Origin of the sequence: Myroides fluvii (genome assembly GCF_009792295.1) — a bacterium.
Taxonomy (GTDB): Bacteria; Bacteroidota; Bacteroidia; order Flavobacteriales; family Flavobacteriaceae; genus Flavobacterium; species Flavobacterium fluvii_A.
In genome coordinates this window covers 110,192-133,328 of sequence record NZ_CP039934.1, presented here as the reverse complement: position 1 = coordinate 133,328, position 23,137 = coordinate 110,192, and the positions used below count along the sequence as shown (strand labels likewise).

26 protein-coding genes and 1 tRNA gene are annotated in these 23,137 nt (G+C 36.7%); 20 read left to right on the top strand and 7 right to left on the bottom strand.

The features are described 5' to 3' along the window. Positions 1-126: 126 nt before the first annotated feature. The 7 genes from FBR08_RS00705 to FBR08_RS16815 all read left to right on the top strand — a co-directional run bounded on the left by FBR08_RS00705 (position 127) and on the right by FBR08_RS16815 (position 4,373). Positions 127-732, top strand: a complete 606-nt coding sequence (locus FBR08_RS00705) for a hypothetical protein (protein ID WP_158960615.1) — start codon at positions 127-129, stop codon at positions 730-732. Between the two features lie 202 nt (positions 733-934). Beyond that, the gene (locus tag FBR08_RS00700; protein WP_158960612.1) at positions 935-1,420 is read left to right on the top strand and encodes an imm68 putative immunity domain-containing protein; all 486 of its coding nucleotides are present in this window, start codon (positions 935-937) and stop codon (positions 1,418-1,420) included. Between the two features lie 130 nt (positions 1,421-1,550). Further along, complete coding sequence (locus FBR08_RS17100; RefSeq protein WP_158960609.1) at positions 1,551-1,802, top strand: Imm17 family immunity protein; 252 nt, start codon at positions 1,551-1,553, stop codon at positions 1,800-1,802. Between the two features lie 3 nt (positions 1,803-1,805). Then, a complete protein-coding gene (locus FBR08_RS17095) occupies positions 1,806-1,925 on the top strand; it encodes a DUF2625 family protein (protein ID WP_158960606.1) in 120 nt (39 codons plus the stop codon). A 1,265-nt stretch (positions 1,926-3,190) separates the two neighbouring features. Continuing rightward, positions 3,191-3,511, top strand: a complete 321-nt coding sequence (locus FBR08_RS00685; protein ID WP_158960603.1) for a hypothetical protein — start codon at positions 3,191-3,193, stop codon at positions 3,509-3,511. A 26-nt stretch (positions 3,512-3,537) separates the two neighbouring features. After that, positions 3,538-3,834, top strand: coding sequence for a helix-turn-helix domain-containing protein (locus FBR08_RS00680; protein ID WP_158960600.1), 297 nt, complete (start codon positions 3,538-3,540; stop codon positions 3,832-3,834). Between the two features lie 92 nt (positions 3,835-3,926). Further along, entirely contained in the window at positions 3,927-4,373 is a 447-nt protein-coding gene (locus FBR08_RS16815) for a hypothetical protein (protein ID WP_233266174.1), read from the top strand. A gap of 113 nt (positions 4,374-4,486) precedes the next feature. Here the strand turns inward: FBR08_RS16815 and FBR08_RS00670 are convergent, their stop codons facing one another. Both FBR08_RS00670 and FBR08_RS00665 read right to left on the bottom strand, forming a co-directional pair. Further along, the gene (locus tag FBR08_RS00670; RefSeq protein ID WP_158960597.1) at positions 4,487-5,761 is read right to left on the bottom strand and encodes a hypothetical protein; all 1,275 of its coding nucleotides are present in this window, start codon (positions 5,759-5,761) and stop codon (positions 4,487-4,489) included. An 885-nt stretch (positions 5,762-6,646) separates the two neighbouring features. After that, positions 6,647-6,731, bottom strand: a tRNA-Ser gene (locus FBR08_RS00665). 233 nt (positions 6,732-6,964) lie between these two features. Here FBR08_RS00665 and FBR08_RS00660 point away from each other — a divergent pair. From FBR08_RS00660 to FBR08_RS00650, 3 genes are all read left to right on the top strand, one after another. Next, positions 6,965-7,912, top strand: coding sequence for a hypothetical protein (locus FBR08_RS00660; RefSeq protein ID WP_158960594.1), 948 nt, complete (start codon positions 6,965-6,967; stop codon positions 7,910-7,912). An 87-nt stretch (positions 7,913-7,999) separates the two neighbouring features. Further along, positions 8,000-9,052: a hypothetical protein gene (locus FBR08_RS00655; protein ID WP_158960591.1), complete on the top strand. Its 1,053-nt coding sequence runs from the start codon at positions 8,000-8,002 to the stop codon at positions 9,050-9,052. An 11-nt stretch (positions 9,053-9,063) separates the two neighbouring features. After that, positions 9,064-9,402 carry a n-acetylglutamate synthase gene (locus FBR08_RS00650; protein ID WP_158960588.1) on the top strand — a complete coding sequence of 113 codons (339 nt, stop codon included), beginning with the start codon at positions 9,064-9,066 and terminating at the stop codon, positions 9,400-9,402. 38 nt (positions 9,403-9,440) lie between these two features. Here the strand turns inward: FBR08_RS00650 and FBR08_RS00645 are convergent, their stop codons facing one another. Together FBR08_RS00645 and FBR08_RS00640 are read right to left on the bottom strand one after the other, a co-directional pair. Next, entirely contained in the window at positions 9,441-10,463 is a 1,023-nt protein-coding gene (locus FBR08_RS00645; RefSeq protein WP_158960586.1) for a quinone-dependent dihydroorotate dehydrogenase, read from the bottom strand. Between the two features lie 193 nt (positions 10,464-10,656). Then, the gene (locus FBR08_RS00640; RefSeq protein ID WP_199268616.1) at positions 10,657-11,031 is read right to left on the bottom strand and encodes a DoxX family protein; all 375 of its coding nucleotides are present in this window, start codon (positions 11,029-11,031) and stop codon (positions 10,657-10,659) included. Between the two features lie 171 nt (positions 11,032-11,202). On the opposite strand from FBR08_RS00640, the gene FBR08_RS00635 reads away from it, so the two are divergent. The 8 genes from FBR08_RS00635 (at position 11,203) to FBR08_RS00600 (ending at position 18,241) form a co-directional block, all read left to right on the top strand. Further along, entirely contained in the window at positions 11,203-11,577 is a 375-nt protein-coding gene (locus FBR08_RS00635) for a winged helix-turn-helix transcriptional regulator (protein ID WP_158960583.1), read from the top strand. A gap of 105 nt (positions 11,578-11,682) precedes the next feature. Continuing rightward, positions 11,683-13,635, top strand: coding sequence for a threonine--tRNA ligase (thrS, locus tag FBR08_RS00630; protein ID WP_158960580.1), 1,953 nt, complete (start codon positions 11,683-11,685; stop codon positions 13,633-13,635). Between the two features lie 103 nt (positions 13,636-13,738). Further along, on the top strand, positions 13,739-14,245 hold the full coding sequence (infC, locus tag FBR08_RS00625; protein ID WP_158960577.1) for a translation initiation factor IF-3: 507 nt from the start codon (positions 13,739-13,741) through the stop codon (positions 14,243-14,245). A 63-nt stretch (positions 14,246-14,308) separates the two neighbouring features. Next, the gene (rpmI, locus tag FBR08_RS00620) at positions 14,309-14,506 is read left to right on the top strand and encodes a 50S ribosomal protein L35 (RefSeq protein WP_158960574.1); all 198 of its coding nucleotides are present in this window, start codon (positions 14,309-14,311) and stop codon (positions 14,504-14,506) included. A gap of 113 nt (positions 14,507-14,619) precedes the next feature. Further along, the gene (gene rplT, locus FBR08_RS00615; protein WP_158960571.1) at positions 14,620-14,964 is read left to right on the top strand and encodes a 50S ribosomal protein L20; all 345 of its coding nucleotides are present in this window, start codon (positions 14,620-14,622) and stop codon (positions 14,962-14,964) included. A 458-nt stretch (positions 14,965-15,422) separates the two neighbouring features. Further along, positions 15,423-16,520, top strand: coding sequence for a DegT/DnrJ/EryC1/StrS family aminotransferase (locus FBR08_RS00610; RefSeq protein ID WP_158960568.1), 1,098 nt, complete (start codon positions 15,423-15,425; stop codon positions 16,518-16,520). Continuing rightward, entirely contained in the window at positions 16,520-17,815 is a 1,296-nt protein-coding gene (locus FBR08_RS00605; protein WP_158960566.1) for an O-antigen translocase, read from the top strand. The genes FBR08_RS00610 and FBR08_RS00605 overlap by 1 nt, the downstream gene beginning before the upstream one ends. Then, a complete protein-coding gene (locus tag FBR08_RS00600) occupies positions 17,816-18,241 on the top strand; it encodes a sugar 3,4-ketoisomerase (protein WP_158960563.1) in 426 nt (141 codons plus the stop codon). Here FBR08_RS00600 and FBR08_RS00595 read toward each other — a convergent pair. After that, the gene (locus tag FBR08_RS00595) at positions 18,224-19,315 is read right to left on the bottom strand and encodes a glycosyltransferase (protein WP_233266171.1); all 1,092 of its coding nucleotides are present in this window, start codon (positions 19,313-19,315) and stop codon (positions 18,224-18,226) included. The genes FBR08_RS00600 and FBR08_RS00595 overlap by 18 nt on opposite strands. Positions 19,316-19,356: 41 nt before the next feature. Between FBR08_RS00595 and FBR08_RS00590 the strand changes: the two genes are divergently transcribed. Together FBR08_RS00590 and FBR08_RS00585 are read left to right on the top strand one after the other, a co-directional pair. After that, positions 19,357-20,508, top strand: coding sequence for a glycosyltransferase (locus FBR08_RS00590; RefSeq protein ID WP_158960558.1), 1,152 nt, complete (start codon positions 19,357-19,359; stop codon positions 20,506-20,508). Continuing rightward, the gene (locus tag FBR08_RS00585; RefSeq protein ID WP_158960555.1) at positions 20,490-21,581 is read left to right on the top strand and encodes a glycosyltransferase; all 1,092 of its coding nucleotides are present in this window, start codon (positions 20,490-20,492) and stop codon (positions 21,579-21,581) included. The genes FBR08_RS00590 and FBR08_RS00585 overlap by 19 nt, the downstream gene beginning before the upstream one ends. Here FBR08_RS00585 and FBR08_RS00580 read toward each other — a convergent pair. Both FBR08_RS00580 and FBR08_RS00575 read right to left on the bottom strand, forming a co-directional pair. Then, the gene (locus tag FBR08_RS00580) at positions 21,535-22,419 is read right to left on the bottom strand and encodes a glycosyltransferase (RefSeq protein WP_158960552.1); all 885 of its coding nucleotides are present in this window, start codon (positions 22,417-22,419) and stop codon (positions 21,535-21,537) included. The genes FBR08_RS00585 and FBR08_RS00580 overlap by 47 nt on opposite strands. A 6-nt stretch (positions 22,420-22,425) precedes the next feature. After that, a complete protein-coding gene (locus FBR08_RS00575; protein WP_158960549.1) occupies positions 22,426-23,109 on the bottom strand; it encodes a cell division ATP-binding protein FtsE in 684 nt (227 codons plus the stop codon). Between the last annotated feature and the right edge of the window lie 28 nt (positions 23,110-23,137).

The window sequence follows — 23,137 nt, the reverse complement described above, 5'->3', positions numbered from 1 at the left end:
AAAAAGCAACGATTATACATCTAATTTTGGCAGCTTGTCGTTACTTTAAAGTGGAATATACAAGTTAGCGGAAACCGATAAAAAATGGGTAATGACAGAAACAAATAATATTTAAAAGACACAAAAATGAACTTTGATTTTGCAGAACAAATAAATTCTGACCTTGAAAATCTTGACTTTGAGAAAGCCATTATTACTGCGGAAAAAGAGCTTAGTGAAATTGCTACAACAGAATTTCACGATATTATGGGTAAATCCTTTACAAATCCTACCGACGATTTAGTCAATTGGATGGACAATTTTTACAAAGAAATTTCAAAGAAAATAGAAATTAAAGCAATGTACTTTGAAATGAACGAATTTGACATAAACACGGATGTTTGGTACATAGACGGCATTGCCTATAAAGAAGACGGCGGACTAGACCTTGAGGACATGGAATGGCTCTCGGACTGTAAAAGAGAGGTAATGACAACAAAAGAATTTGTCTTGACAGGTTACGAAAAATTTCAAACTCTCTTTGAAACGATTGAAGAAAAGGAGGAAAATGACGAATGGACCGATGAAATGCAAGAGGCAAGAGATTGGTGTGAACAAATTATAATTGCCAGATTTATGGAAATAATGAAAAAAGCACACGAAACGGCAAAAGAAAGAAAATTAGATTGGGGCAATATTCCGATCTATTTTACCGAACACGCGTATGATTTTATAGTAAAATCGTACGTTTGAAAAAATCCCCGCTGGCAATAAAATAAGGGTCGGAGGTTAGGGGGATGAAAAGGTTCGATATCACTTTTTTCACTTCGGTGTAAACTTGTATTTTAATTGAAAGTTCCGGCTTCAATTTGCCTGCCATCGCCATGCCTCGAAATCTTGTGTTCCATTTTTAGAACAACGCTTCAGCAATAAACACAAACTAAAATAAAAACAAATGGCAATAGAAAAATGGAAAGACACCGCATTTGGAAGTGATTATGGTGGAGACTTTCAACAATTTTTGGAGAAAATTCCAAGTAAAAAATTAACGCTGACGGAAATTTATAAACGTTGTGACTTAAAAAAATATTTTGATCAACCTGATCTACTCAGTCAACGCACAGATAACAACGTCCGACTTGAAAATCCAGACTTCGATCAGTTTGTACATTATGAAGATGCGGTAATTGCACTAACAGCAATTGTTGCTGAAAGTGAAAGAAACGGAAGTGCTGATTTGACAAATGCTTACGGCTCAAAAATTCTAACTTTTGACATCTCAAAAGAGGAATTGCTAACATTAAAAAAGGCCCTGACTGATATTCACAATAATACAGATAAATTTGTGTTATTTGAAATGCTAGGAGATGATAAAGAGGATATCCTTGTTGATATTTTAGAAATTATCGCGTGCATAAATGAAAGTAGTAATAAAAAGTAAAACGCTTTTTGTTTCATTCAACAAATAACGGAACAAATGAGGGGTTTGCAATTGAGATATTGGGGTAAAAAGCTTTCTTCTCGCTTTCTACTAGTAATTTTACAGCACACAACCAAAGAGATAAGATGCAATGAACATCGACGAAATTTTTGACCATATAAAAAATAACCCCAAACTCGCCTATATGACTGTTGGTCTTATTTTTACACTAATTTTAATAGGATACATAAAGAGATGGAAATGGGCAACAGACCCAACGGGAAACAGAAAAAGCAGGATACTCGTTGAATATTTTGGTTATGAAAACTACCGGAAAATAATGATCGTAATCCTTATCCTTGGCATACTAGCGATCAGTTCTATTTATCTACTAAGTACCTAATAAATGAAGACACTAAAAGAATTAATAAACTTAGACGAACCAGGTTGGGAATTAGTCTCTGAATGGCTAAAGGAAGCCGAAAACGACTACGAGATAGTACCAAGAGATAGTACCAAGAGATAGTACCAAGAGATAGTACCAAGAGATAGTACCAAGAGATAGCGCGCGCAGAAAAAGAACGGGTAAATGCGCAATGGATGAACAGCGAACGGTTGACAGCGAACGGTTGACAGTGAACAGCGAACTGTGAATCGGTTAGGAAGGTTAATCGGTTTAACCCATCTAACCATTTCTCCTTTGTCGAAGGACATGAGAACTGTAAACTGGACTATAATAAGAGGATTAGGGTTATTGGCCCCAACTTTTGCGCTTGATACCTCGTTGCACTCGGTATCGTCATTTTTTTATTTCCAAAAATGGATATTGTGAGTGAAACAAACCTAAATTAACTGATATGACTAAATTACTACTTCAGCACGTCATACAATTAGAGTACGCAAATTTAGATACCATCAAAGATTTTTGAGCAATATCAAAGTGACGGTGAATCTTGCTGAACTCCGACAGAGAGAACAAGGACAACGATTACGGAATGCTTTTGAGCAATTTCATCGAGAGATAACAAAAAATAATGAGGAGCTTTTAAAAGTACATAAGACTGTTAGTTCTAAAAGGTTGTTGTACTTGATAGTGCTGAACATTTTTCTACTTTTAGTAACAGGGTTTTCTATGTATGTAGCTGTTAAGAATACCATTGATAAATCCCAGTTTGAGCGTTTAGCAAATGAAAAGGAGCAATTAATAAATTAACTAGAAAATGTAAATCAGTTTTTTATAGAAAATCCTAAAACAGCTAAATTTTTCAAAGCGTGGAGAAAAAGAAGTAAAATATTAATCAAAGTTATTCTATAGAATTTTTTAGAGCTGTGAGGATTTAAAATTTCACAGAATAACTTTATGGAATATATACATACTATTTTAAAAGATTTACTAACGTTTTACAGCTTGGTGAAGTAGTGAATTAACACCGCAAAAACTTCGATTATTGCCAAAACTGAGCAACGCTATTTTGCCAAACTGTTGTTATGTGAAGTTTTTTTTAGAATATTGTAATTAGTAGTAACAAATAAGATTAACTTATAAGTTAATCTTAACTTTGACAATTAAAAATAATGAGTACATTTTTCTAAGACAAATGGCATGAAGACTTAAGGTGCACTATTTATTCTGTTAGACAAGATATTGACGATGAAGATAGTTATACTGAAGCTGATAAGTTTTTTGAAAAGTATGGTCAAAGTGAGGACTCTACTATTAAGGAAGCAGCTCAATTATTATTACAATTTGTAATTAATGAAATTTGTAAGGTTCACGGAGCTAAGGTAGAATTGTTTAATAGAAACGAGGCTAAAGCTCAAGCATTACCGTATATAGTTGATAGAGGAAGTAGTAGAATATTTGAATTAAATTATTTTTATAAAAATTTTCCTTTGAGATTATATTGTTATAGAATTTCAGACAATATTTTAGTTTTGTTTAACGGAGGAATTAAGTCATCAGAAAAAGCGCAAAATAGCCCAGATGTTTCTATGAAGTTTCATGAAGCACAAGGATATGCATCCAAAATTGAAAGTGCTATTATTGAAAAAATAATAACTATAGAAGAATCACAAATTATTTTTGATGATGACACTATAATTTTATATTAATTATGAAAAGTCAATTTGTAAAAAACATGATTAATGAAATACCTGAGGATATTAAATTATTCTCAAGTATTTATGCTGAATTAACTTTAAAAATTAATGAAGCTTTAAAATCGCAAGGTTTAAGTAAAAAAGAACTTGCGGAAAAATTAGAAAAAAAACCATCTGAAATATCAAAATGGTTAAATGGTGAACATAATTTTACATTACGTTCATTATGTAAGTTACAATGTGAATTAGGCGTAGAACTTATTAAAATACCAAAAGAAGATGATTTTAATGAATTAATTAATGATAATTATACTTCGCACGAATCTATAAAATAGAAATCAAAAGTTACAAAAAAATCTAATTGTAAAATACCTCCTTCAGAAGTTTATTATAATAGACAATTTAACGAAATAGCTAACTAATAATCATGTTTACCCCTGAATTATTAAATATTATTTCCTATAAACTTCATAAGTTAAACATTGATAGTGTATCTGATATTAATGAATCGGAGGATTTCTATTTTACGGTAGATAATAAAATAGACTTAGGATTTAATGACGAACACTTCTTGATACAAGCTATTTTGGATATTGAAATCAAGAAAATTTTAGATAAAAATGAAGATGTTGTAGCAAAATCTTTAATATCAATTGAATATGTTTTTCATGTGGAAAATTTTGGTGAATTACATACTTTTGATGATAAAGGTATTATAAGCGTGGATAAAAATTTAACCACAAATATAGCTGCAGTTGCATATTCGACGACTAGAGGATTATTATTAGATAGATTTAGAGATACTGCTTTCGATAATTTTATTTTACCTATTGTTGATATAAATAAAGATATTATTACTAACGCTCAATCTTAAAATTTTACATAACGTTTCGGGGCTTTGCGAAGTGGCGGAAATAGAAACGAAAAGTATCAATTTGGCCGTAAACGTAGCCATTTTGCCAATGCTATGTTGTGCGTTCGGTCATTTTATTCACCATTTTTTAGTCTTTCTATTTCTTCTTTAAGTACAAATTTTGGTGATATTTTTTCGTAGAATTCTAATTTTCTTTTGTCCGTCCAATTTGTGAACGTATTGATGTCAACTTTTAGGGAATATTTACTCACTGCATTATCTTTACAGTTTATGAAACGTTCAACCATTTGTTCGTTAATTTCATAATTAAGAATATTTAACGCATCGAGATATAAAGTACTTGAACCGTTATGTTTTTCCTCTCTTTTAATAAAATAGTCTTGTAATTTTTGTTTGATAATTTGGCTTTGAAACTTATTTGGAAGTATTTCTGTCAGCATTTCATCATAAGCCTCATAAAGTACTCCACCTCGATTATAAACTTGCAATGTTACTTTTTCTTGATGCTGATTTGATAATAGGTCAAACCATCTTTCATCTAAATTCTCAAATAAAGGTCTGGAAAATGAAAATCTCGTATCAATTTCTCCATATTTATATTGTCCCCAAAATAATAGTCCAACGTGTTTTTCTATGTTTTTGTCAAAGTACAATGTTCCAAAAGTGTCGTATAGAAATCCTACATCTACTTTGTTATTGAGTTTGTCTAAAAAATTATTGAAAACATCATTGCTTGGTTGTGTAAGAAGTCCTGAAATAAAAACGCTAGACAACCAATTGTCAGCATATTTTTTATAAAGTTCATTTGCTAGGGTTATTAACCTTTTGTCCAAGGTTTTTAAAATTGACATTGATAGAACAGCAGGAAAAATCTTTTTAATGTCGTTAGCTGTTGGATTGTAAAAATGAATGTAGCTATTGATAAGCAAACCTTTTGAACTTCCCTGAAAATTAAATGAGCTTAATTTTTCGTTATTCTCTGCAATGAGCCAATACAAATTCTGCATTTTTTCACTTGCTTTACCTAACATTAACGAAATATAGGTTTTAAAATCAGTTAGTTCGTTTTCTGTTAGTTTATAACCGTTTGGTTGTTTAAATAATTTGGTTAAAAATGCTGAAAATTCGTTTGCTACAATATCCGAAATAGTATCTGCTGTTGTTTGCAGAAATATTTTTTCGCCTTTAGTTTTGCTATTAATCAGTTTTTTCCAAGTTGGCAAAGCAGGTTCATAATTAAACGTAGCCAATGCTTGCAATGCAGATTGTTTCACATTTCCTTTTTCAGATGTAGTTAATGAAAAAAGAAGTTCTGCATTTTTAATATCATTCGCAAGGGAAAGAATTGCTTGTATCTTTTTTTCTCCTTTAAGTGATGTTAAGTCCATATGGTGTTTTTTATACGATGCGTCTGTTTTGACTGATGCACAACATTGTTATTTCGCGAAATAAAACACGGTGTAGTTTCGTAAAATAACACCTATATGCGCATTTCGTAAAATCTTACGCTAATTTACTTAAATAAATTCCATAAAAAAACCAAATTTACATTTTCGGGTGTAAAATTGGGTGTTTATGCTTTTAATTAATTATTATAAATACTGAAGGATTGCGGATTCCAAAGTGGTATGCCGCGTTGCACTCGGTATGACATTGGATACTTTCATTTTTATTAAAAAGAGAGATTGCGGATTCCAAAGTGGTATGCCGCGTTTCACTCGGTATGACAAAGAATAGTTAAAGAGGGATTGCATATCCCATTCGGGGGTAATAGACACAAAGAAAACCAATACTTCGTTGGATTTGTCTAACGAAAACATCTACGCTTTATACACAAGGGATTACAGATCCCAAAGGGGGTTAATTGACACAAAGAAAACCAATACTTCGTTGCATTTGTCTAACGAAAACAATTACGGTTTATACACAAGGGATTACAGATCCCAAAGGGGGGGTAATAGACACAAAGAAAACAGATACTTCGTTGGATTTGTCTAACGAAAACATTTACGGTTTATACACAAGGGATTACATATCCCAAAGGGGGTTAATAGACAAAAAGAAAACAGATACTTCGTTGCATTCGATCTAACGAAAACATTTACGGTTTATACACAAGGGATTACATATCCCAAAGGGGGTTAATAGACACAAAGAAAACAGATAAGCTACGCTTATCCACTTTTTTATTTTGTAAAAAGAACGCAGAAAGCGAGCTTTCCGTTCTTTTTACAAAATAAAAAAACCGATAGTTACACTATCGGTTTTCTTTGCGGAGAAAGAGGGATTCGAACCCCCGGACCTGTTACAGTCAACAGTTTTCAAGACTGCCGCAATCGACCACTCTGCCATTTCTCCAGTAGTCTGCGTTACTTCTGTATTGCGAGTGCAAATATAGGATAATTTGCATGTAATACAAGGGATTTCAAGGGGTATTTATTCCTTTTTTTACTAAAAAAAGGTAAGTGATTTATTCTCTGTGTTTTACTCGTTATATTTTTAGCTTGTTTTTAGGGTATCGCTACTTTGGTAGGGGAAAGGAGGGGTAGATTCACGAATTAAAAGTATATTTAGCCTGAAAAGAAATCCAGATGAAAAAGAACACCCAACCCGAAATCTATTATAGCGACCAGGGGATTAGTCTAGCGAGTCCGCGTGCCTTCTTTTGTGATAACTCCAATTATGGGAGTTTTGTCTATGACTTGGAAGAGCAAAAGAAATATCTTGTAGCCAAGAAACCCAAAGAAAGTGAAATTGTAGCCCTATCCGCAGATGGAAAACAGGCCCTTACAATCGATACCACGTTCGACACCCGCAAGCGATTTATTCGAATAATAGAAGTAGAAACGCAAGAAGAACAGATGGTAACCAAGATTGCCTTTGGCTATGAAGGGTTGTTTTCGCCCGTAGAAAATCTGCTTGTTATACGAGGCGATATCAAAAGAAAAGAAAAAGTGTTTATTTACAATTGGCAAACAGAAGAAGTGGTATACACTTTTCCTGGAGCTCATCCGCTTACTTATGGTCATTTGAATGAGCAAATGCAAACCTTTGTTTTGCCGAATCCCAGAAAAAAAGCAGAAGCGTTTCGCTACGATTTTCAAACAGGGGAAGGGCAGGTTGTTTCCTTGCCATCTAATCGATTGATTTACCGCCTGTCTTTGATCGATACAGAAACCTATTTCTATATTGATGGGGATTATATCGCAACGTTGTACAAAGAAGGACAAGTAGCATGGCAGATTAAGTTGGATTTTGATTCTTCTTTGCACTATGCGCCGGACTATTTTATCAAAGGAAATCGGGTGTATTTCTCTTATGTATACGATACCGTTGTGGAGGGAACTGAGGAAGAACAGGCTTGTTTCTATACCATTGATGTGGAAAAGGGTAAGTTGGAGCCAATACTCCTCCCTCAGAACGATCTTTTTGGTTCATTCTATCCTTTTATAGGCAATCAGGTGATTAATCATTTTGGAGGATGTTTGGATTTGAATACCATGGGATTTTCTACCTTAGGTGTTGAGGTATTTAAGTAGATACAGCTGAGAATAACTGTTATTGTACGTTGATATAGTGTAATCCAAAGGGATAGAGAGTCTATTCCATATTAAAAAATTAAGGCTATGAAAATCATTGCTTTTGTATGTAGTATTGTACTGTGTATGGCGTTGTTTAACTGCAAAGATAAACAGCAAATAAACCAACAGGAAGAAGTGAAATTCACCCTTCAGTTAGACAGTCTTCCGGCTTTAAAGAAAGTAGTGGAAGAACTGGAAGCTTACAATGTTGTTGAAAGTGAATATGTTGGGGATGGAGGATATGCTTCAGAACAGTGGAAGAGGTATAATCAACTAAAAGAGATAGCTACAATGGATCAATTGGCAGCCTTAACCGATTATGCTAATCCAGTAGTGCGTTGTTACGCCTTTAGGGCTTTAGCGGCTAAAAACTCAGATCAGGTATTTCCGATTTTATTGGCTCATTTGCAAGATACAACGAGAGTAGAAACGTTGAGCGGTTGCTTGGGAGGCTCTGAATACACAGGCGACTACTTCGTTGGAGTAGTAAAATATTATGAGGAAGATTACCAAGGATACAAACTAAATGAAGTGGAACAAACCACGTTAGAAAGTATTTTTATCTATGATGAAAACATAGTGCTCTATGAAAGAAGAAGCGTGCTAGAGGACTTAGCGCCCCAAGCGGAATATTACAGTAGAATAAGACAAGTAGTGAAAGAGAAAAGAGAATCAGCGGCTTTGATTCCTTTAGCGAGGTATAAAAAGCAAGAAGATAAAGCGTTAATTGCTTCCTTTCTTCAAGAAGAAGAATCACCCTATCAGGCTTTACAAGCGATGTTGGAATTTACCGATGACTATTTTTACGAGGAAGTGGTGCAATTTTTTGAAGAGGGATTGAATAATGATCAATTGTCTCATTCTCAATTGCGCTTGTGTTACCAAGTATTGGCTAAATATCCCAATGAAAAAACCGTGGAACTGTTTAATCGAACCTTTCAAATCGAAAACGAATATAGAAGAGAAACATGTTGCGAGTACCTTTTATTGGCTATATTAAAGTATCCCAATGCGTTATACAATCCAATCCAGGCTAAAATAAAATTGAGTGATTACAGCATGGAACAAGTGAAATATCAACTGGAGCATACATACTAAAAAAGAACAACATGATTAACTACAACAACAAAATATTTAGAGCAGCAAGTAATACACCCAATGGGGAAACCTCCAACGAAACGGTGTTTCACTACAAGCAAGAAGGGAATATCTTAACGGCAACTTACCAAGGCGGAAAGATTGTGCGTGGGCATTTACTCGGACTTGTAAATGAAAGAGGAGAGATTGACATGCGATACCATCAAATTAATGATAAAGGAGAGTTAATGACGGGTAGGTGTCAATCAAAACCTGAAATACTAGCTCGTGGTAAAATTCGCTTGCACGAAGTGTGGGAATGGACCTCAGGGGATTGCTCAAAAGGCACGTCAATGCTCGAAGAAGAATGAGTATAGCATAAAAAAATCCGCCCATTGGCGGATTTTTCTTATTTGTATTGTTCTAAGATTTTCTTGTTGATTGCTTGAATCAAAGCTGGACCTTCATAAATAAATCCGGTGTATAACTGAATCAATGATGCACCGGCTTCTAATTTCTCTATGGCGTCTTCAGGGGAGTGAATTCCACCCACACCGATGATTGGGAAAGCGCGGTTGCTCTTATCTGCTAAGAAGCGAATCACTTCTGTACTGCGTTGCGTTAAGGGTTTTCCACTTAATCCTCCTGTTTCAACCTTTTTGTCCGATTGTAAACCTTCGCGACTAATCGTTGTATTGGTTGCAATGACACCGGCAATTTTCGTATCCGCCACAATGTCAATGATGTCCAACAGTTGGCTATCCGTCAAATCGGGTGCGATTTTCAAGAGAATCGGTTTGCTTTTCGGTTTGCTGTTGTTTTTCGTTTGCAACGCATTCAACAAAGCTGTAAGCGGCTCTTTATCCTGTAGTGCTCGTAAGTTTGGCGTGTTCGGAGAACTCACATTCACTACGAAATAATCCACATAAGGAAATAGCGCATCAAAGCAAATCTCGTAATCGTCAATCGCTTGCTCGTTTGGCGTAACTTTGTTTTTACCGATATTTCCACCGATTAAAGTCCCTTTGTTTTTCTTCAAACGCTCAATCGCCTGATCAATTCCCCCATTGTTGAATCCCATGCGGTTGATTAAAGCGTTGTCCTCCACTAAGCGGAATAAGCGCTTCTTGGGATTTCCGTCTTGTGCTTTAGGGGTAATCGTTCCAATTTCAATAAAACCAAAACCGAAATGCTCCAACTCACTGTACAATTTCGCATCTTTATCCAAACCAGCAGCTAATCCAACTGGATTTTTAAACGTTAATCCAAATACTTCGCGTTTCAGACGCGGATCATTCACCTGGAATTTCGAGCGAATCATGGCAGATACTCCCGGAATTTTGTTGATGAATTTCAACGAGTTGAACGTAAAATGGTGCGCCTTTTCAGGATCTAAAGAAAAGAAAAACGGTTTGAGAATACTCTTGTACATAAAATGTGTGTGTTGCGTTGTAAAATACAGTGCGAAAGTACACTTTTTGTTATAATTTTTGAAACCTTCTGCTAAGAATACTTTTTTGCCGTTGCTATTTTCCTTTTTGCCCTCTAAATGCATTGAGGTAATTAAGGCTTAGCAAAGAGGAGGGAGTACTAGGAAGTTTGCCCTCCCTATATAGCCCTCTGTTTTATTTTGCTGAATTGCAAGTGGTGCTAGGGTTGAATATATAGGAAACAAGCAATAAAATAGCCGCTACAAAAATAAGCGTTAAAGAACCGATACCCTCACCAACGGCTAGATGAGCAATTGCTGCACCTATAATATTAATGGTGAAACCCGCATAGGCAAATCCTTTCAGTATGCGAGGAATAAAAGGAAGCAACAGTGCTAGTGCACCAAGTATTTTTGCAATTGCAAGTTCAATTCTAAAATAATCGGGATAACCCAAATAGACAAAAGCTTCCTTAAAAGTAGGATCTGTAAAATAGCCATATGCGCTGAATAACATAAAAGCGCTGAATAAAGCGGTTGATAACCAGTAGATTATTTTTTTGTTCATCATGTTTGTTTTTGATTTGTTAGGCAAAGTTAGGTGGATTAAAACGAGAAAATAGCAGGCCTAACCAAGAGGTAAGTAGTTACTTTTTGGTAACTTGATGGTGCAGGGAGATAAAATAGGGATAATGTCGTTAATTTTTCATACCTTTACCTCTCGCGTAATTTTAGTACAGCAATGGAGGAACAACGAGCACAGTGTAAGACCAATGTAATGGGAATCAAAGACAGCATGTCCATTTTAAGTGGAAAATGGAAGTTGCATATTCTCGGTACGCTATTATTACACGATAAATTGCGCTTCATGGAACTGCAACGAGCACTAGGCGATATTTCAGCTAAAGTACTCAGTAAAGAATTGCGAGATTTAGAACTCAATCAATTGGTGCTTCGAACGGAACTAGATGGGGCTATCGTAGCTGTAGAATACGCCATCTCTCCCTTTGGAATAACGTTGACTCCCGTCATTCAATCCCTCGCGAATTGGGGAAATACGTATCGCCAAGAAATTATCCAACAGATGGAAAAAAACAAGGGTTTAAAATCCAAATGAGTCATGCTGCATTAATTTCAGTAGAAAAGCGTGTAAAGCGAATAAAATGTATTGCTATTATTCGCTAAAACCTGTATCTTTGCAACTCATTTTTTAAAAATAATTATGATAAAAATTACATTACCAGACGGATCAGTGAAAGAGTTTGCCTCAGGGGTAACTCCTTTCGATGTTGCTAAAAGTATAAGTGAAGGTTTAGCGAGAAATATTATTTCTGCCAACTTCAATGGTACCACCATCGAAACCACCACTGCTTTGACCACGGACGGTAGTCTAGTTTTATATTCATGGAATGACACAGAAGGAAAGAAAGCATTTTGGCACTCTTCTTCTCACGTAATGGCGCAAGCGCTATTGGAATTATTCCCAGGCATCAAATTAACCATCGGTCCAGCCATTGAAAATGGATTCTACTATGATGTGGACTTCATGGAGCACAAGGTAACAGATGCCGATTTTAAGAGAATTGAAGATAAGTTCTTAGATATCGCTAGAGGAAAACACGAGTTTTCGATGCGTTCAGCTTCTAAAGCAGAGGCACTAGCAATGTATAAAAACGAAGCAAATCCATATAAAGTAGAATTAATTGAAAACCTAGAAGACGGTACAATTACGTTCTGCGATCACGATACATTTACGGATTTATGTCGTGGAGGACATATTCCGAATACAGGAATTATCAAAGCGTTTAAAATCTTGTCTATTGCTGGTGCATACTGGAGAGGAGATGAGAAAAACAAACAGCTAACGCGTGTATATGGTATTTCATTCCCTAAACAAAAAGATCTAACGGATTATTTAACTTTATTAGAAGAAGCTAAAAAACGCGATCACCGTAAATTAGGAAAAGAATTAGAGTTATTTACGTTCTCTCAAAAAGTAGGACAAGGGTTGCCTTTATGGTTGCCAAAAGGTGCTGCGCTTAGAGATCGCTTAGAATATTTCTTGCGTAAAGCACAGAAAAAAGCAGGATACGAACAAGTAGTAACTCCGCATATCGGACAAAAAGAGTTGTATGTTACTTCGGGACATTATGCTAAATATGGAGCAGATAGCTTCCAGCCGATTCACACACCAGTAGAAGGGGAAGAGTTCTTGTTGAAACCAATGAACTGTCCACACCACTGTGAAATTTACAACGCTAGACCTTGGTCATACAAAGACTTGCCTAAGCGTTTTGCTGAGTTTGGAACCGTATATCGCTATGAGCAATCAGGTGAATTACACGGATTGACACGTGTACGTGGATTTACGCAAGATGATGCGCATATTTTCTGTACGCCAGATCAATTAGATGAAGAGTTCAAAAAAGTAATTGACCTAGTATTATACGTTTTCGGATCTTTAGGATTTGAGAACTTTACAGCTCAAGTATCCGTTCGCGATTTAAGCAATCCCGAAAAATATATCGGATCATTAGAGAACTGGGAAAAAGCAGAGCAAGCGATTATCAATGCAGCCGAAGATAAAGGATTAAATTACGTGATCGAGAGTGGAGAAGCTGCTTTCTATGGTCCGAAATTAGACTTTATGGTGAAGGATGCTTTGGGAAGAAGCTGGCAGTTGGGAACGATTCAGGTAGATTACAACTTACCAGAGCGTTTTGAGTTGACCTACAAAGGATCAGATAACGAATTACACCGTCCTGTGATGATTCACAGAGCACCTTTCGGATCAATGGAGCGTTTTATAGCTATTTTATTAGAGCATACAGGTGGAAATTTCCCACTTTGGTTGATGCCAGAACAAGCTATAATCCTGTCTTTGAGCGAGAAGTATGAAAAATATGCGAAAAAAGTTTTAGATTTGCTAGAAAATGACGAAATTCGCGCGGTCGTAGATAACAGAAATGAAACGATTGGTAAGAAAATCCGTGAAGCAGAGGTGCAGAAATTCCCTTATATGCTGATTGTAGGAGAGGAAGAAGAGAAGAACGGTACCATTTCTGTGCGCAAACACGGAGACGACGGAAAATCAAATCAAACGATGAAAATTGAAGAATTTATTGCTTTTGTTCAGAAAGAAGTGAGTTCGTCAATGAAGCAGTTCGGAGAATAAAAACAAATGATGTATAACGCTTGTAGAACCAAGCATTTAAATTTTTAAAGCCATAGCAGTAAGACAAAGAGGGGGATTTAGACCTCGCGAAGAGAAGAAGGATTTGCATCGAGTAAACAACGCAATCCGTGTTCCTGAAGTTCGACTTGTCGGAGACAACGTCGAAACGGGTGTATATAAACTAGCTGACGCTTTGCGTTTAGCTGAAGAGCAAGAGTTAGATTTAGTGGAGATTTCTCCCAATGCAGAACCGCCCGTTTGTAAAGTAATTGACTATAAAAAGTTCCTTTACGAGCAAAAGAAGCGCGAGAAAATGTTGAAAGCTAAATCAACGCAAATTACCGTAAAGGAAATTCGTTTTGGTCCTCAAACTGATGAGCATGACTATGAGTTTAAGAAGAAAAATGCTGAAAAGTTCTTAAAAGAAGGAGCTAAATTAAAAGCATTTGTATTCTTTAAAGGTCGTTCTATCATCTATAAAGATCAAGGACAAATTTTGTTACTGAGATTAGCGCAGGATTTAGAAGAATACGGAAAGGTAGAGTCTATGCCTGTATTGGAAGGAAAACGTATGACTATGTTCATCGCTCCTAAAAAGAAGACCAAATAATTCTTTCACTCGAAAAGAATAAAAATAGAATTAAGTAAGATAATCATAATACCTAGGAACAAAATGCCTAAAATGAAAACTAAATCTAGTGCTAAAAAGCGTTTCAAGCTAACAGGTACTGGAAGAATCAAAAGAAAACACGCTTTCAAAAGTCACATTTTGACTAAAAAATCTAAAAAGCGTAAATTAGCTTTAACTCACTCTACTTTAGTGTCTAAAGCAGATGAGAAAAGTATCAAAGATCAATTAAGATTAATCTAATTCTAGGAAACTAGATTTAGATTTGGTTAAATTTATTTAATAACCCTGGAGTGGTGCTTAAGCATTTAGAAGAACTTGAAAAAGTCGCCCACTACAAAAAACACTTGTAAAAAATGGCAAGATCAGTAAACGCAGTAGCTTCAAGAGCTCGAAGAAAAAGAATTTTGAAGCAAGCCAAAGGTTACTTTGGAAGACGTAAAAACGTTTGGACAGTAGCTAAAAACGCGGTAGAAAAAGCAATGCTTTATGCTTACCGTGATAGAAAACAAAAGAAAAGAAATTTCCGTTCACTTTGGATTATGCGTATCAACGCTGGTGCAAGATTACACGGATTAAGCTATTCTGTATTCATCGGTAAATTGAAAGCTAATAACATCGAATTGAACCGTAAAGTTCTTGCAGATTTAGCTACAAATCACCCTGAAGCTTTCGCAGCTATCGTTAATAAAGTAAAATAAGAAACGTTTGTCAAATCAGATTAGTCTTACTTAATATAGTTAAAAGCCCTACTCATGAGTAGGGCTTTTTTTTGTTATCAGTTATGAGCTGTTATGAGTTATCGGTTATGAGTTATCGGTTATGAACTGTTATGAGTTAGCTGTTATGAGTTATCGGTTATGAGTTATCGGTTATGAGTTATCGGTTATGAGTTATCGGTTATGAGTTATCGGTTATGAGTTATCGGTTATGAGTTAGCTGTTATGAGTTAGCTGTTATGAGTTAGCTGTTATGAGTTATCGGTAGATTTTTCTAAAATAAAATGATGTTTTCTTTAAACAAATCTCACCACCTCACCACCTCACCACCTCACCCTCTCACCACCTCACCAAACAACGAACAACGAACAACGAACAACAAACAACAAACAACCACAAAAAAAACTCCTATATTTACTTTTTAAACTCACATCTATTTCATGATATCATTTTTAGATTTACAACAGATTAATCAACCTTTTGAGGATGCTTATTTGCAGAAAATAAAGCAAATCTTTCACGATGGTATTTATATGCTAGGAAATGAAGTGGTAACATTCGAAGAGCAGTTTGCAGCCTATTGCGGTACTTCTTTCTGCGTAGGTGTGGGCAATGGTTTAGATGCATTGAAATTGATCTTTGATGGGTATATTAAATTGGGAAAACTCAGTGTCGGAGACGACGTATTAGTACCGGCAAATACCTATATAGCTACAATTTTAGCCTTGTTGGATTGTGGACTGAATCCAGTTTTGGTGGAACCCAACTTGGATAGTTACACGATGGATGTTCACGGGATAAGCTATTCCATGACTTCAGCTACCAAAGCGGTATTGGTGGTTCATTTGTACGGGCAAGTGTATGAAATGGATAAAATTAAACACTATTGTCAGGATAGAGCCTTGCTATTGATCGAAGATGCCGCTCAAGCCCACGGAACAGTATTGCACGGTTGCAAAGCAGGTGCTTTTGGTGATGCGGCTGCTTTTAGTTTTTATCCAAGTAAGAATTTGGGTTGTCTAGGAGATGGAGGAGCTATTACGACCAATCATTTGGATTTAGTAGAAGTGATTCGCGCTACCCGCAATTACGGATCACATATCAAGTATCAAAATAAATACAAAGGATACAATTCGCGTTTGGATGAAGTTCAAGCCGCTATTCTCAATTTAAAACTACCCCAGCTAGATGCAGACAATCAAAAACGCTTGATTGTTGCTTATCGCTATTTGCGCGAAATTAAAAATGTAAAAATTATCTTGCCACATCTCTCTTCAGAAGGAGGACATAATTTTCATCTCTTTGTCGTTCGCGTTGCGGATCGAGAGCATTTTCAACGTTATCTCTTGTCAAGGGGAATACAGACGCTGATCCATTATCCGATTGCTCCTCATCAACAACCGGCTTTAGCAGAATTTAGCTATTTGCAGCTACCAGTAACAGAGTTAATTCATCAAGAAGTAGTGAGTATTCCCATGTCTCCCGTTCTCAAAGAAGAAGAAGTTACGCAAGTGATTGAAGCAATAAACGCATATTAATGGATAAGTCAATTTGGCAAAAAATAAAACAGAGTGAATTTACAGCTGTAACTTTATTGAATACAATCGGTATTGTTGTTCGATTGGTTACGGCTTTGTTTTCTGCCAAGATACTGGCCCTTTTTGTTGGAGCTTCGGGGATGGCCTATATGGGAAATCTGCGTAATATGTTGGCTTCCTTAGAAGCTTTTACCTCTTTTGGATTAGCCAATGGAATTGTACAATACGTAGCCTCTCATCGAGCGGATCAAAAGCGAGTGGAGCAATTTGTAACGACTTTGTTGCGTTTTATGCTCGTCGTTTTGCTCCTGGTTTCCGTGTGTTTATTCGTTTGGCGGAGGGAATTGGATCTCTATCTCTTTGAAGGAGCTTTTTCGATGACCAATTTGTTTATTTGCTTGGCTTTTGCCTTTCCTTTACAAGTGTTGAACGGTATTTGGATGGCCTTTTTAACGGGATTATCTCAATTTAAAAAGGTAATTTACCTCAATATGATTGGGAATGTCTCTGGTTTGCTGCTTACGTTCTATTTAGTATATACCCAAGGATTAGGTGGGGCCTTGTATGCCATGATCTTAAGTCCTGTAGTTTTGTTTTTTGTTTCCCTGTTTTGGGTGAAACAATTGTTGCAATTAAAATGGCAACCGTTTGATTTTTCACTAATCAAACCTTTGTTTTCTTATGCGGTAATGGCCTTGTTTTCCGCTGTTGTTAGTCCGTTGTGTTTGCTGTGGATACGCAAGCTGTTGATGAAACACACCGGAGTAGAACTCGCCGGTATTTGGGAAGGTATTCAGCGCATTTCAGGCATTTACATGCTGTTTATTACGACCTTGGCTTTTACTTATTTTTTACCTCAATTAGCAAAAACACACCTTTTTCAAGAGAAGAAAAAAGTTATTCGATTGTATTTAACCGCAGTTTTACCTTTATTCGCTTTGGGATTAGCGGTGGTTTACCTAACGCGTAGCTGGATTATTCCACTCGTTTTAGACGATAGTTTTAACCCCATGATTGATTTGCTTCAATGGCAATTAGTCGGCGATTTTATCAAAGGAGCTGTGTTAATTTACGGGTTGCTTTTCTATACTGAACGCCTACTTTGGCCTTATCTCTTTTGTGAAACCTTGTTTTTTAGCTGTTATTATGGGTTTACCTATCTGTTAATTGATCATTTTGATATGGAAGCAGCCACTTTAGGCTACACTTTAGCATATATAATTTACAGTTGTGTTTTAGTTGTCTATTTTTCTTGGTATTTTAGCCGTTCGGAGTCCAAACATACCCAAGTATAGATGAAAAAATATAGCATTTTTGATTGTAGTGAAATGAGTGTCCCAGAAATACAAGATGAGAGAGGAAATCTCGCGGTGATTCAAGGGGATATAATTTCCTTTGATATCAAACGCGTATTTTTTATTTACGAGGTTCCTCGTGGAAAAAGTAGAGGAGGGCATGCACACAAAGAACAAACAACGATTCTCTTTGCGCTTAATGGCAGCCTTGAAGTAGTATTAGACGATGGTATCCAAAAGAGAACTGTTGTTTTAGACAACCCCGCTAAGGGATTAATTCTTCAACCGGGTATTTGGAGTATATTGCAAAACTTTCAAACAGGAACGGTTTGCTTAGCCGTGAATTCGGGATTATATGATGAATCGGATTACATTCGTTCATACGATCAGTTTCTAGAAATGGTAGCCTTAACGCAAGAGTGCTAACCATTGTTTTCCTATGGCTTGAATGTCAAAAGAACGTACAGAATCTAAAGCGTTAGCCTTCAGATTTATGCGTTGATTCTCGTCTAGAGCAAGTTTTTCCATTGCTTCCTGAAGTGCGTCAAAGTTTTGATTTTCGATTAGTAAACCATTGTACCCTGATTGGATGATTTCACTGGGTCCTGTGGGACAATTAAAACTAATCACGGGTATACCACAAGCCAAAGCTTCTAAAAATACGGTCGGAAAACCTTCCAATCGACTACTGTGTACAAAGAACAAAGCCTCTTTAAAAATAGGAAAAGGATTCTCGTAAAAGCCAGGAAGGGAAACCCTCTCTTTTAAATTAAGTGCTTCTACTCGTTGTTCTAAACCAATTTTTTGAGCACCATCTCCTAGAATAACCAAGTGAATGTCTTGTTTAGGCAATCGACTTTGCGCATAGCTTTCAATCAGGCGATCGAATTGTTTGATATCCGTATCCATTCTACCACAGGCTACAACATAGCGTTTCCCTTGAAAAGGATTGGCTTCATGCATTTGCTGGTGAATGTCTTCCACAGCAATGGGATTGTATAAGGTTTGCACTTGAGGATAGTGATAGGTCGCTTTAACCTGTTCTGCAATGGCTTGACTGACGCAGATAATCGAATGGGCTTTGCGATAGATGCGCTTGCCCCAAAAGGAACTAGAGGTAAAGTACCAGGGTAAATGAGCACTGTGTACTGTAGGAATATAGGTCGTGTCAAAAATGAAGTGCTGCAACAATACTTCAGTAAAAGGCTTGCTTCTCGTTCTAAAGTCGAGAATATAATCAAAGGAATTACCTTGGATATACTGCTGAAATAATCGGAAGCGTTTCAATTTATTCCCAAGCGAAAAATGAGCGGATTTTACCACACCAAGGTTGTATAGAACACCCCCATAGGGATAAGTAATACTATCTAAGTTGATGATGTTGTGTACGTCAAAGTCCAGCTGTTCAAAGTATAAAGATAGCGTACTGTGGATGCGTTCTGCACCTCCGTGAGCAAGGGTGTCCCCCAATAGTGCTATTTTTATTTTCTTTTGAGACATAAAAAGATAAACGTACATTTGAGCAAATCACGGCTAAGATAATGAGAATACTTTTAATAGGAGATTATAGTGGATTACATTCTGCCTTAAAAAAGGGACTGATTCAACAAGAAAAGGTTGAAGAGGTTGTCTTGCTTGGTGATGGGGATAAATTCAAGGATTTTCAGGTTGATTTATCTATTCGTCCCTCTTGGACAACTGGTCGATGGACAACAGTGATTCGCAAAGCCATCCACAAAGTTTTTGGATGGGATATAGCCGAGTTAGAAATTGGATGGCGAGCGCAACAGCATCTAAAAAAAATGAAAGACTTTGATGCGGTACAACTGATTAACGACCGGCCTATTCAAACCTTACCCATTTGGGAAAGGCGAATTTTAAAACGCGTTTTTGCACAAAATAAAAAAGTATTTCTCCTCTCTTGTGGAATAGACGTTTTTGGATTACAGTACTTGATGACTCATCCAGAAGAATTGTCTTTGCTTCAACCTTTACTTCAAAATCCCAACTTGAAGCCCTATTATGCCTACGTAGATGTTTATCAGAAAAGAGGAGTAATGCGAACGCAAAAAATGATTGTTACACATTGTTCAGGGATTATTGCTAGTGACATGGATTACGTGAATCCCAATCAATCTCATGCTAAGTATAAGGGATTGATTCCGCATCCTGTTGTGTTAGAGGAAAACCACGCACAGGAGTTTGCTCCCTTCGATCGGGTGTGTATTTTTTTGGGAATCAATCGCGGTAATTACCACCAAAAGGGAATGGGCTATTTTGAAGAAGCCCTACAGCAAATTCAAGCCAAGTATGGCAATCAAATTAATTTGATTGTAGCCGAACAAATGCCGTACGATACTTATAAAAAGGCACGAGCAGAGGCCCATATCGTCTTGGATCAGGTTTTGTCTAAAGATCAAGGATACAATGCTTTAGAGGCTATGGCAAGGGGGCAGGTAGTCTTTACAGGTGCTTCTGAGGAGTTTTTGGAGTACTATAATCTTCAGGAAGATGAAGTGTGTATTTCGGCAAAACCAGATATCGCTTATTTAGTTGCTAAATTGAGTTGGTTGATTGACCATCCATCCAAGATAAATGAAATAGGACAACGCGCAGGTGTATTTGTGCAAGATGTTCACGATTGTAGAAAAATTGCGAATCAGTATATAAAAAGATGGGAAATAAGAGAATAAAGCTATTGTATATCACCACCTCTAGTACAGGAGGGGGAGGTGTAGCGCGTATCCTCAGCCAAAAAACGGATGCCTTTGTTCAAATGGGATTTCAAGTGCAAATTATCAGTACGAATGACACCCAAAAACAACCCTTTTATTCCTTTCATCCTCAGATTCAATGGCAATTTTATACGGCACCTATTCGCACGATTAGTCAGGTAAAACGCTATTATTCTTTTGTGCAACAGCAGGGAATCGAGGTATTTAACCCCGATGTTATTTTTGTTTTGGACAACGGCATAAAAGGGTATTTTGCCTCTTATTTTTTGAAGACAGAAATCCCAATCTACTTTGAAGTACACGGTTCGCGTAATTTTTTATTATCTCCAATTTTATCCAAATGGAAGCGCCATCTTGTGAATCATCTAACAAGATGGTTGAGTAAACGCTTTACAGGGTTGATTGTACTCAATGAAAGTTCAAAGAAAGATTGGGCACATGCGAATATAAAGGTAATACCCAATTGGATAGCACTCAATCAAAACATTCAGCCTACAAATAAATTAAGTAAACAGGCAATTGCTATTGGTCGATTGGTACCTGAAAAAAATTATGAGACACTGTTGGCTATTTGGAAGCAAGTCGCAGTCGTACACCCTGATTGGTATTTGGTGATTTGCGGAACAGGAACACCTTCTTATGTTGCTCAGCTACAGTCAATAGCAGTAGACTCCGTGATTTGGAAAGGAGAAGTGGAAGATGTCAATCGCGAAATACAAGCCAGTGCTTTTATGCTACACACTTCCAATATGGAGGGTATGCCAATGGCTTTTTTAGAAGCAATGGCCCATGAAGTTCCCGTTGTTGCCTTTGATGTAGATTACGGCCCATCAGATTTAATTGACGACGGAGTGAATGGCTATTTGATTCCCCCAGCAAACCCACAGCAAATGGTAGAGCGTTGTTTAAGCCTGATGACACAACCTGAATTATGCAAACAATTAGGTGCTCAAGCCAGAAAAGATATGCAAGAATACGATAAATCTAAGGTGTTACAGCAGTGGATTTACTTTTTCGAATCGCTACCTTAGCTTTGTGAAATTCAAGTAATTTGAAAAGTTTAAACACAGGCATAGACGGATTTTTACCCAGGAGATTGCGTTGAATAGGGCGCTTCAAAAGCCAATTAATACCATATAAAAGAGGAGATATACGAGCTTTTTCTAGTTGGCTATACACTCGACTCAATTGTACTTCTGCTGTTTTGATCTTGCCTTGTTCAACTAATTGGGCTAAGCCCCAACAAGCTTGTGTACTGCGATTCAAATAGGTTTGATTGCTTTCGGTGCTGTGGTGAATCACGGGATTATTCAGGCGGGTAACGTCAATTCCTCTCTTTTGTAAAGCGAAGAAAAATAGGGTATCCTCATAACCATATTCGGTAATTTCCTCATCGAACTGAAGTTGCAATTCCCGCTGATTAAAAAAGAGATTACAGCACGAATGCAGGTGTTTGTGTTGTTCTATTTCAGAACCATAAACGAAGCGCAAGGAACGCTTAGTTGAAGCAGTAGAAAGAGGGTAAGTAAACCCACCCTGAAAAAAATAGCCCTTGTTTCGTTGCTCGAGGTACTGCTGAATAAAGGTAGTAGAGACAGGCATAACATCCGCATCTAGGAGTAAGACCCACGGGTATTGTGCCGTTTTCAGCAAGCGATTACGAGTATAAGCAACGTGTTGATTTACAGGATTTGAAAACCAACGTAAATAAGGAAAAGCTTCGAGTTGCTCTGGATGATATACCTGAGTGGAGGCATCGTCACAAACCAATAATTCAAAAGGAATGTTCAAAGAAAATGCTTCTCGATGTAATTGCTCTACTAAAGGTAGAATATTGTAATTATAAACAGGTATAACAATAGATAACATGCGTGATTATGAGGTGCGGTGAATCACTTCAAACAGTGAACCATCGTCGCATTTTAAGGTCTTTGCTGGATATTTCAACAGTAGAGCATAATCATGCGTGACCATGATAATCGTACGGCCATTTTTATTGATTTCTAGCAATAGCTCCATTACTTCTGAGCTGGTTTGAGGGTCTAAGTTTCCTGTAGGCTCATCCGCTAAAATCAAATCAGGATCATTTAATAGAGCACGGGCGATAGCAATACGCTGTTGTTCTCCACCCGAAAGTTGGTGTGGCATTTTCTTCAAATGAGACAACATACCCACGCGCTCCAATACTTCTTGAATGCGTCTGTCAATGGCTTCTTGTTCTCCCCATCCAGTGGCTCTTAAAGCAAATTGTAAATTGCCGTACACATCGCGGTCAGGTAGTAATTTAAAATCCTGAAACACAATGCCTAACGAACGACGTAAGTAAGGAATATCCTTTTCTTTTAACTGTTTTAAATCATAGTCAACAATGGTACCTTCCCCCTCAGTTAAAGCTAAATCCGCATAGAGCATTTTCATGAAACTACTTTTTCCTGCTCCTGTTTTACCAATAATATAAAGGAATTCACCTTTGTTCACCTCTAAGTTTACATTAGATAAAACTTGGTGTTTGTTTTGGTAAATATTTACCCCCGTTAAAGATAAAATTACTTGTGACATAGCTCTTGTACGAATTAGAAAGTAAAAG

Coding starts and splice junctions, on each gene's coding strand:
- FBR08_RS00705 (WP_158960615.1), top strand. CDS start 127: ATGAACTTTGATTTTGCAGAACAAATAAATTCTGACCTTGAAAATCTT.
- FBR08_RS00700 (WP_158960612.1), top strand. CDS start 935: ATGGCAATAGAAAAATGGAAAGACACCGCATTTGGAAGTGATTATGGT.
- FBR08_RS17100 (WP_158960609.1), top strand. CDS start 1,551: ATGAACATCGACGAAATTTTTGACCATATAAAAAATAACCCCAAACTC.
- FBR08_RS17095 (WP_158960606.1), top strand. CDS start 1,806: ATGAAGACACTAAAAGAATTAATAAACTTAGACGAACCAGGTTGGGAA.
- FBR08_RS00680 (WP_158960600.1), top strand. CDS start 3,538: ATGATTAATGAAATACCTGAGGATATTAAATTATTCTCAAGTATTTAT.
- FBR08_RS16815 (WP_233266174.1), top strand. CDS start 3,927: ATGTTTACCCCTGAATTATTAAATATTATTTCCTATAAACTTCATAAG.
- FBR08_RS00670 (WP_158960597.1), bottom strand. CDS start 5,761: ATGGACTTAACATCACTTAAAGGAGAAAAAAAGATACAAGCAATTCTT.
- FBR08_RS00660 (WP_158960594.1), top strand. CDS start 6,965: ATGAAAAAGAACACCCAACCCGAAATCTATTATAGCGACCAGGGGATT.
- FBR08_RS00655 (WP_158960591.1), top strand. CDS start 8,000: ATGAAAATCATTGCTTTTGTATGTAGTATTGTACTGTGTATGGCGTTG.
- FBR08_RS00650 (WP_158960588.1), top strand. CDS start 9,064: ATGATTAACTACAACAACAAAATATTTAGAGCAGCAAGTAATACACCC.
- FBR08_RS00645 (WP_158960586.1), bottom strand. CDS start 10,463: ATGTACAAGAGTATTCTCAAACCGTTTTTCTTTTCTTTAGATCCTGAA.
- FBR08_RS00640 (WP_199268616.1), bottom strand. CDS start 11,031: ATGATGAACAAAAAAATAATCTACTGGTTATCAACCGCTTTATTCAGC.
- FBR08_RS00635 (WP_158960583.1), top strand. CDS start 11,203: ATGGAGGAACAACGAGCACAGTGTAAGACCAATGTAATGGGAATCAAA.
- thrS (WP_158960580.1), top strand. CDS start 11,683: ATGATAAAAATTACATTACCAGACGGATCAGTGAAAGAGTTTGCCTCA.
- rpmI (WP_158960574.1), top strand. CDS start 14,309: ATGCCTAAAATGAAAACTAAATCTAGTGCTAAAAAGCGTTTCAAGCTA.
- rplT (WP_158960571.1), top strand. CDS start 14,620: ATGGCAAGATCAGTAAACGCAGTAGCTTCAAGAGCTCGAAGAAAAAGA.
- FBR08_RS00610 (WP_158960568.1), top strand. CDS start 15,423: ATGATATCATTTTTAGATTTACAACAGATTAATCAACCTTTTGAGGAT.
- FBR08_RS00605 (WP_158960566.1), top strand. CDS start 16,520: ATGGATAAGTCAATTTGGCAAAAAATAAAACAGAGTGAATTTACAGCT.
- FBR08_RS00600 (WP_158960563.1), top strand. CDS start 17,816: ATGAAAAAATATAGCATTTTTGATTGTAGTGAAATGAGTGTCCCAGAA.
- FBR08_RS00595 (WP_233266171.1), bottom strand. CDS start 19,315: ATGTCTCAAAAGAAAATAAAAATAGCACTATTGGGGGACACCCTTGCT.
- FBR08_RS00590 (WP_158960558.1), top strand. CDS start 19,357: ATGAGAATACTTTTAATAGGAGATTATAGTGGATTACATTCTGCCTTA.
- FBR08_RS00585 (WP_158960555.1), top strand. CDS start 20,490: ATGGGAAATAAGAGAATAAAGCTATTGTATATCACCACCTCTAGTACA.
- FBR08_RS00580 (WP_158960552.1), bottom strand. CDS start 22,419: ATGTTATCTATTGTTATACCTGTTTATAATTACAATATTCTACCTTTA.
- FBR08_RS00575 (WP_158960549.1), bottom strand. CDS start 23,109: ATGTCACAAGTAATTTTATCTTTAACGGGGGTAAATATTTACCAAAAC.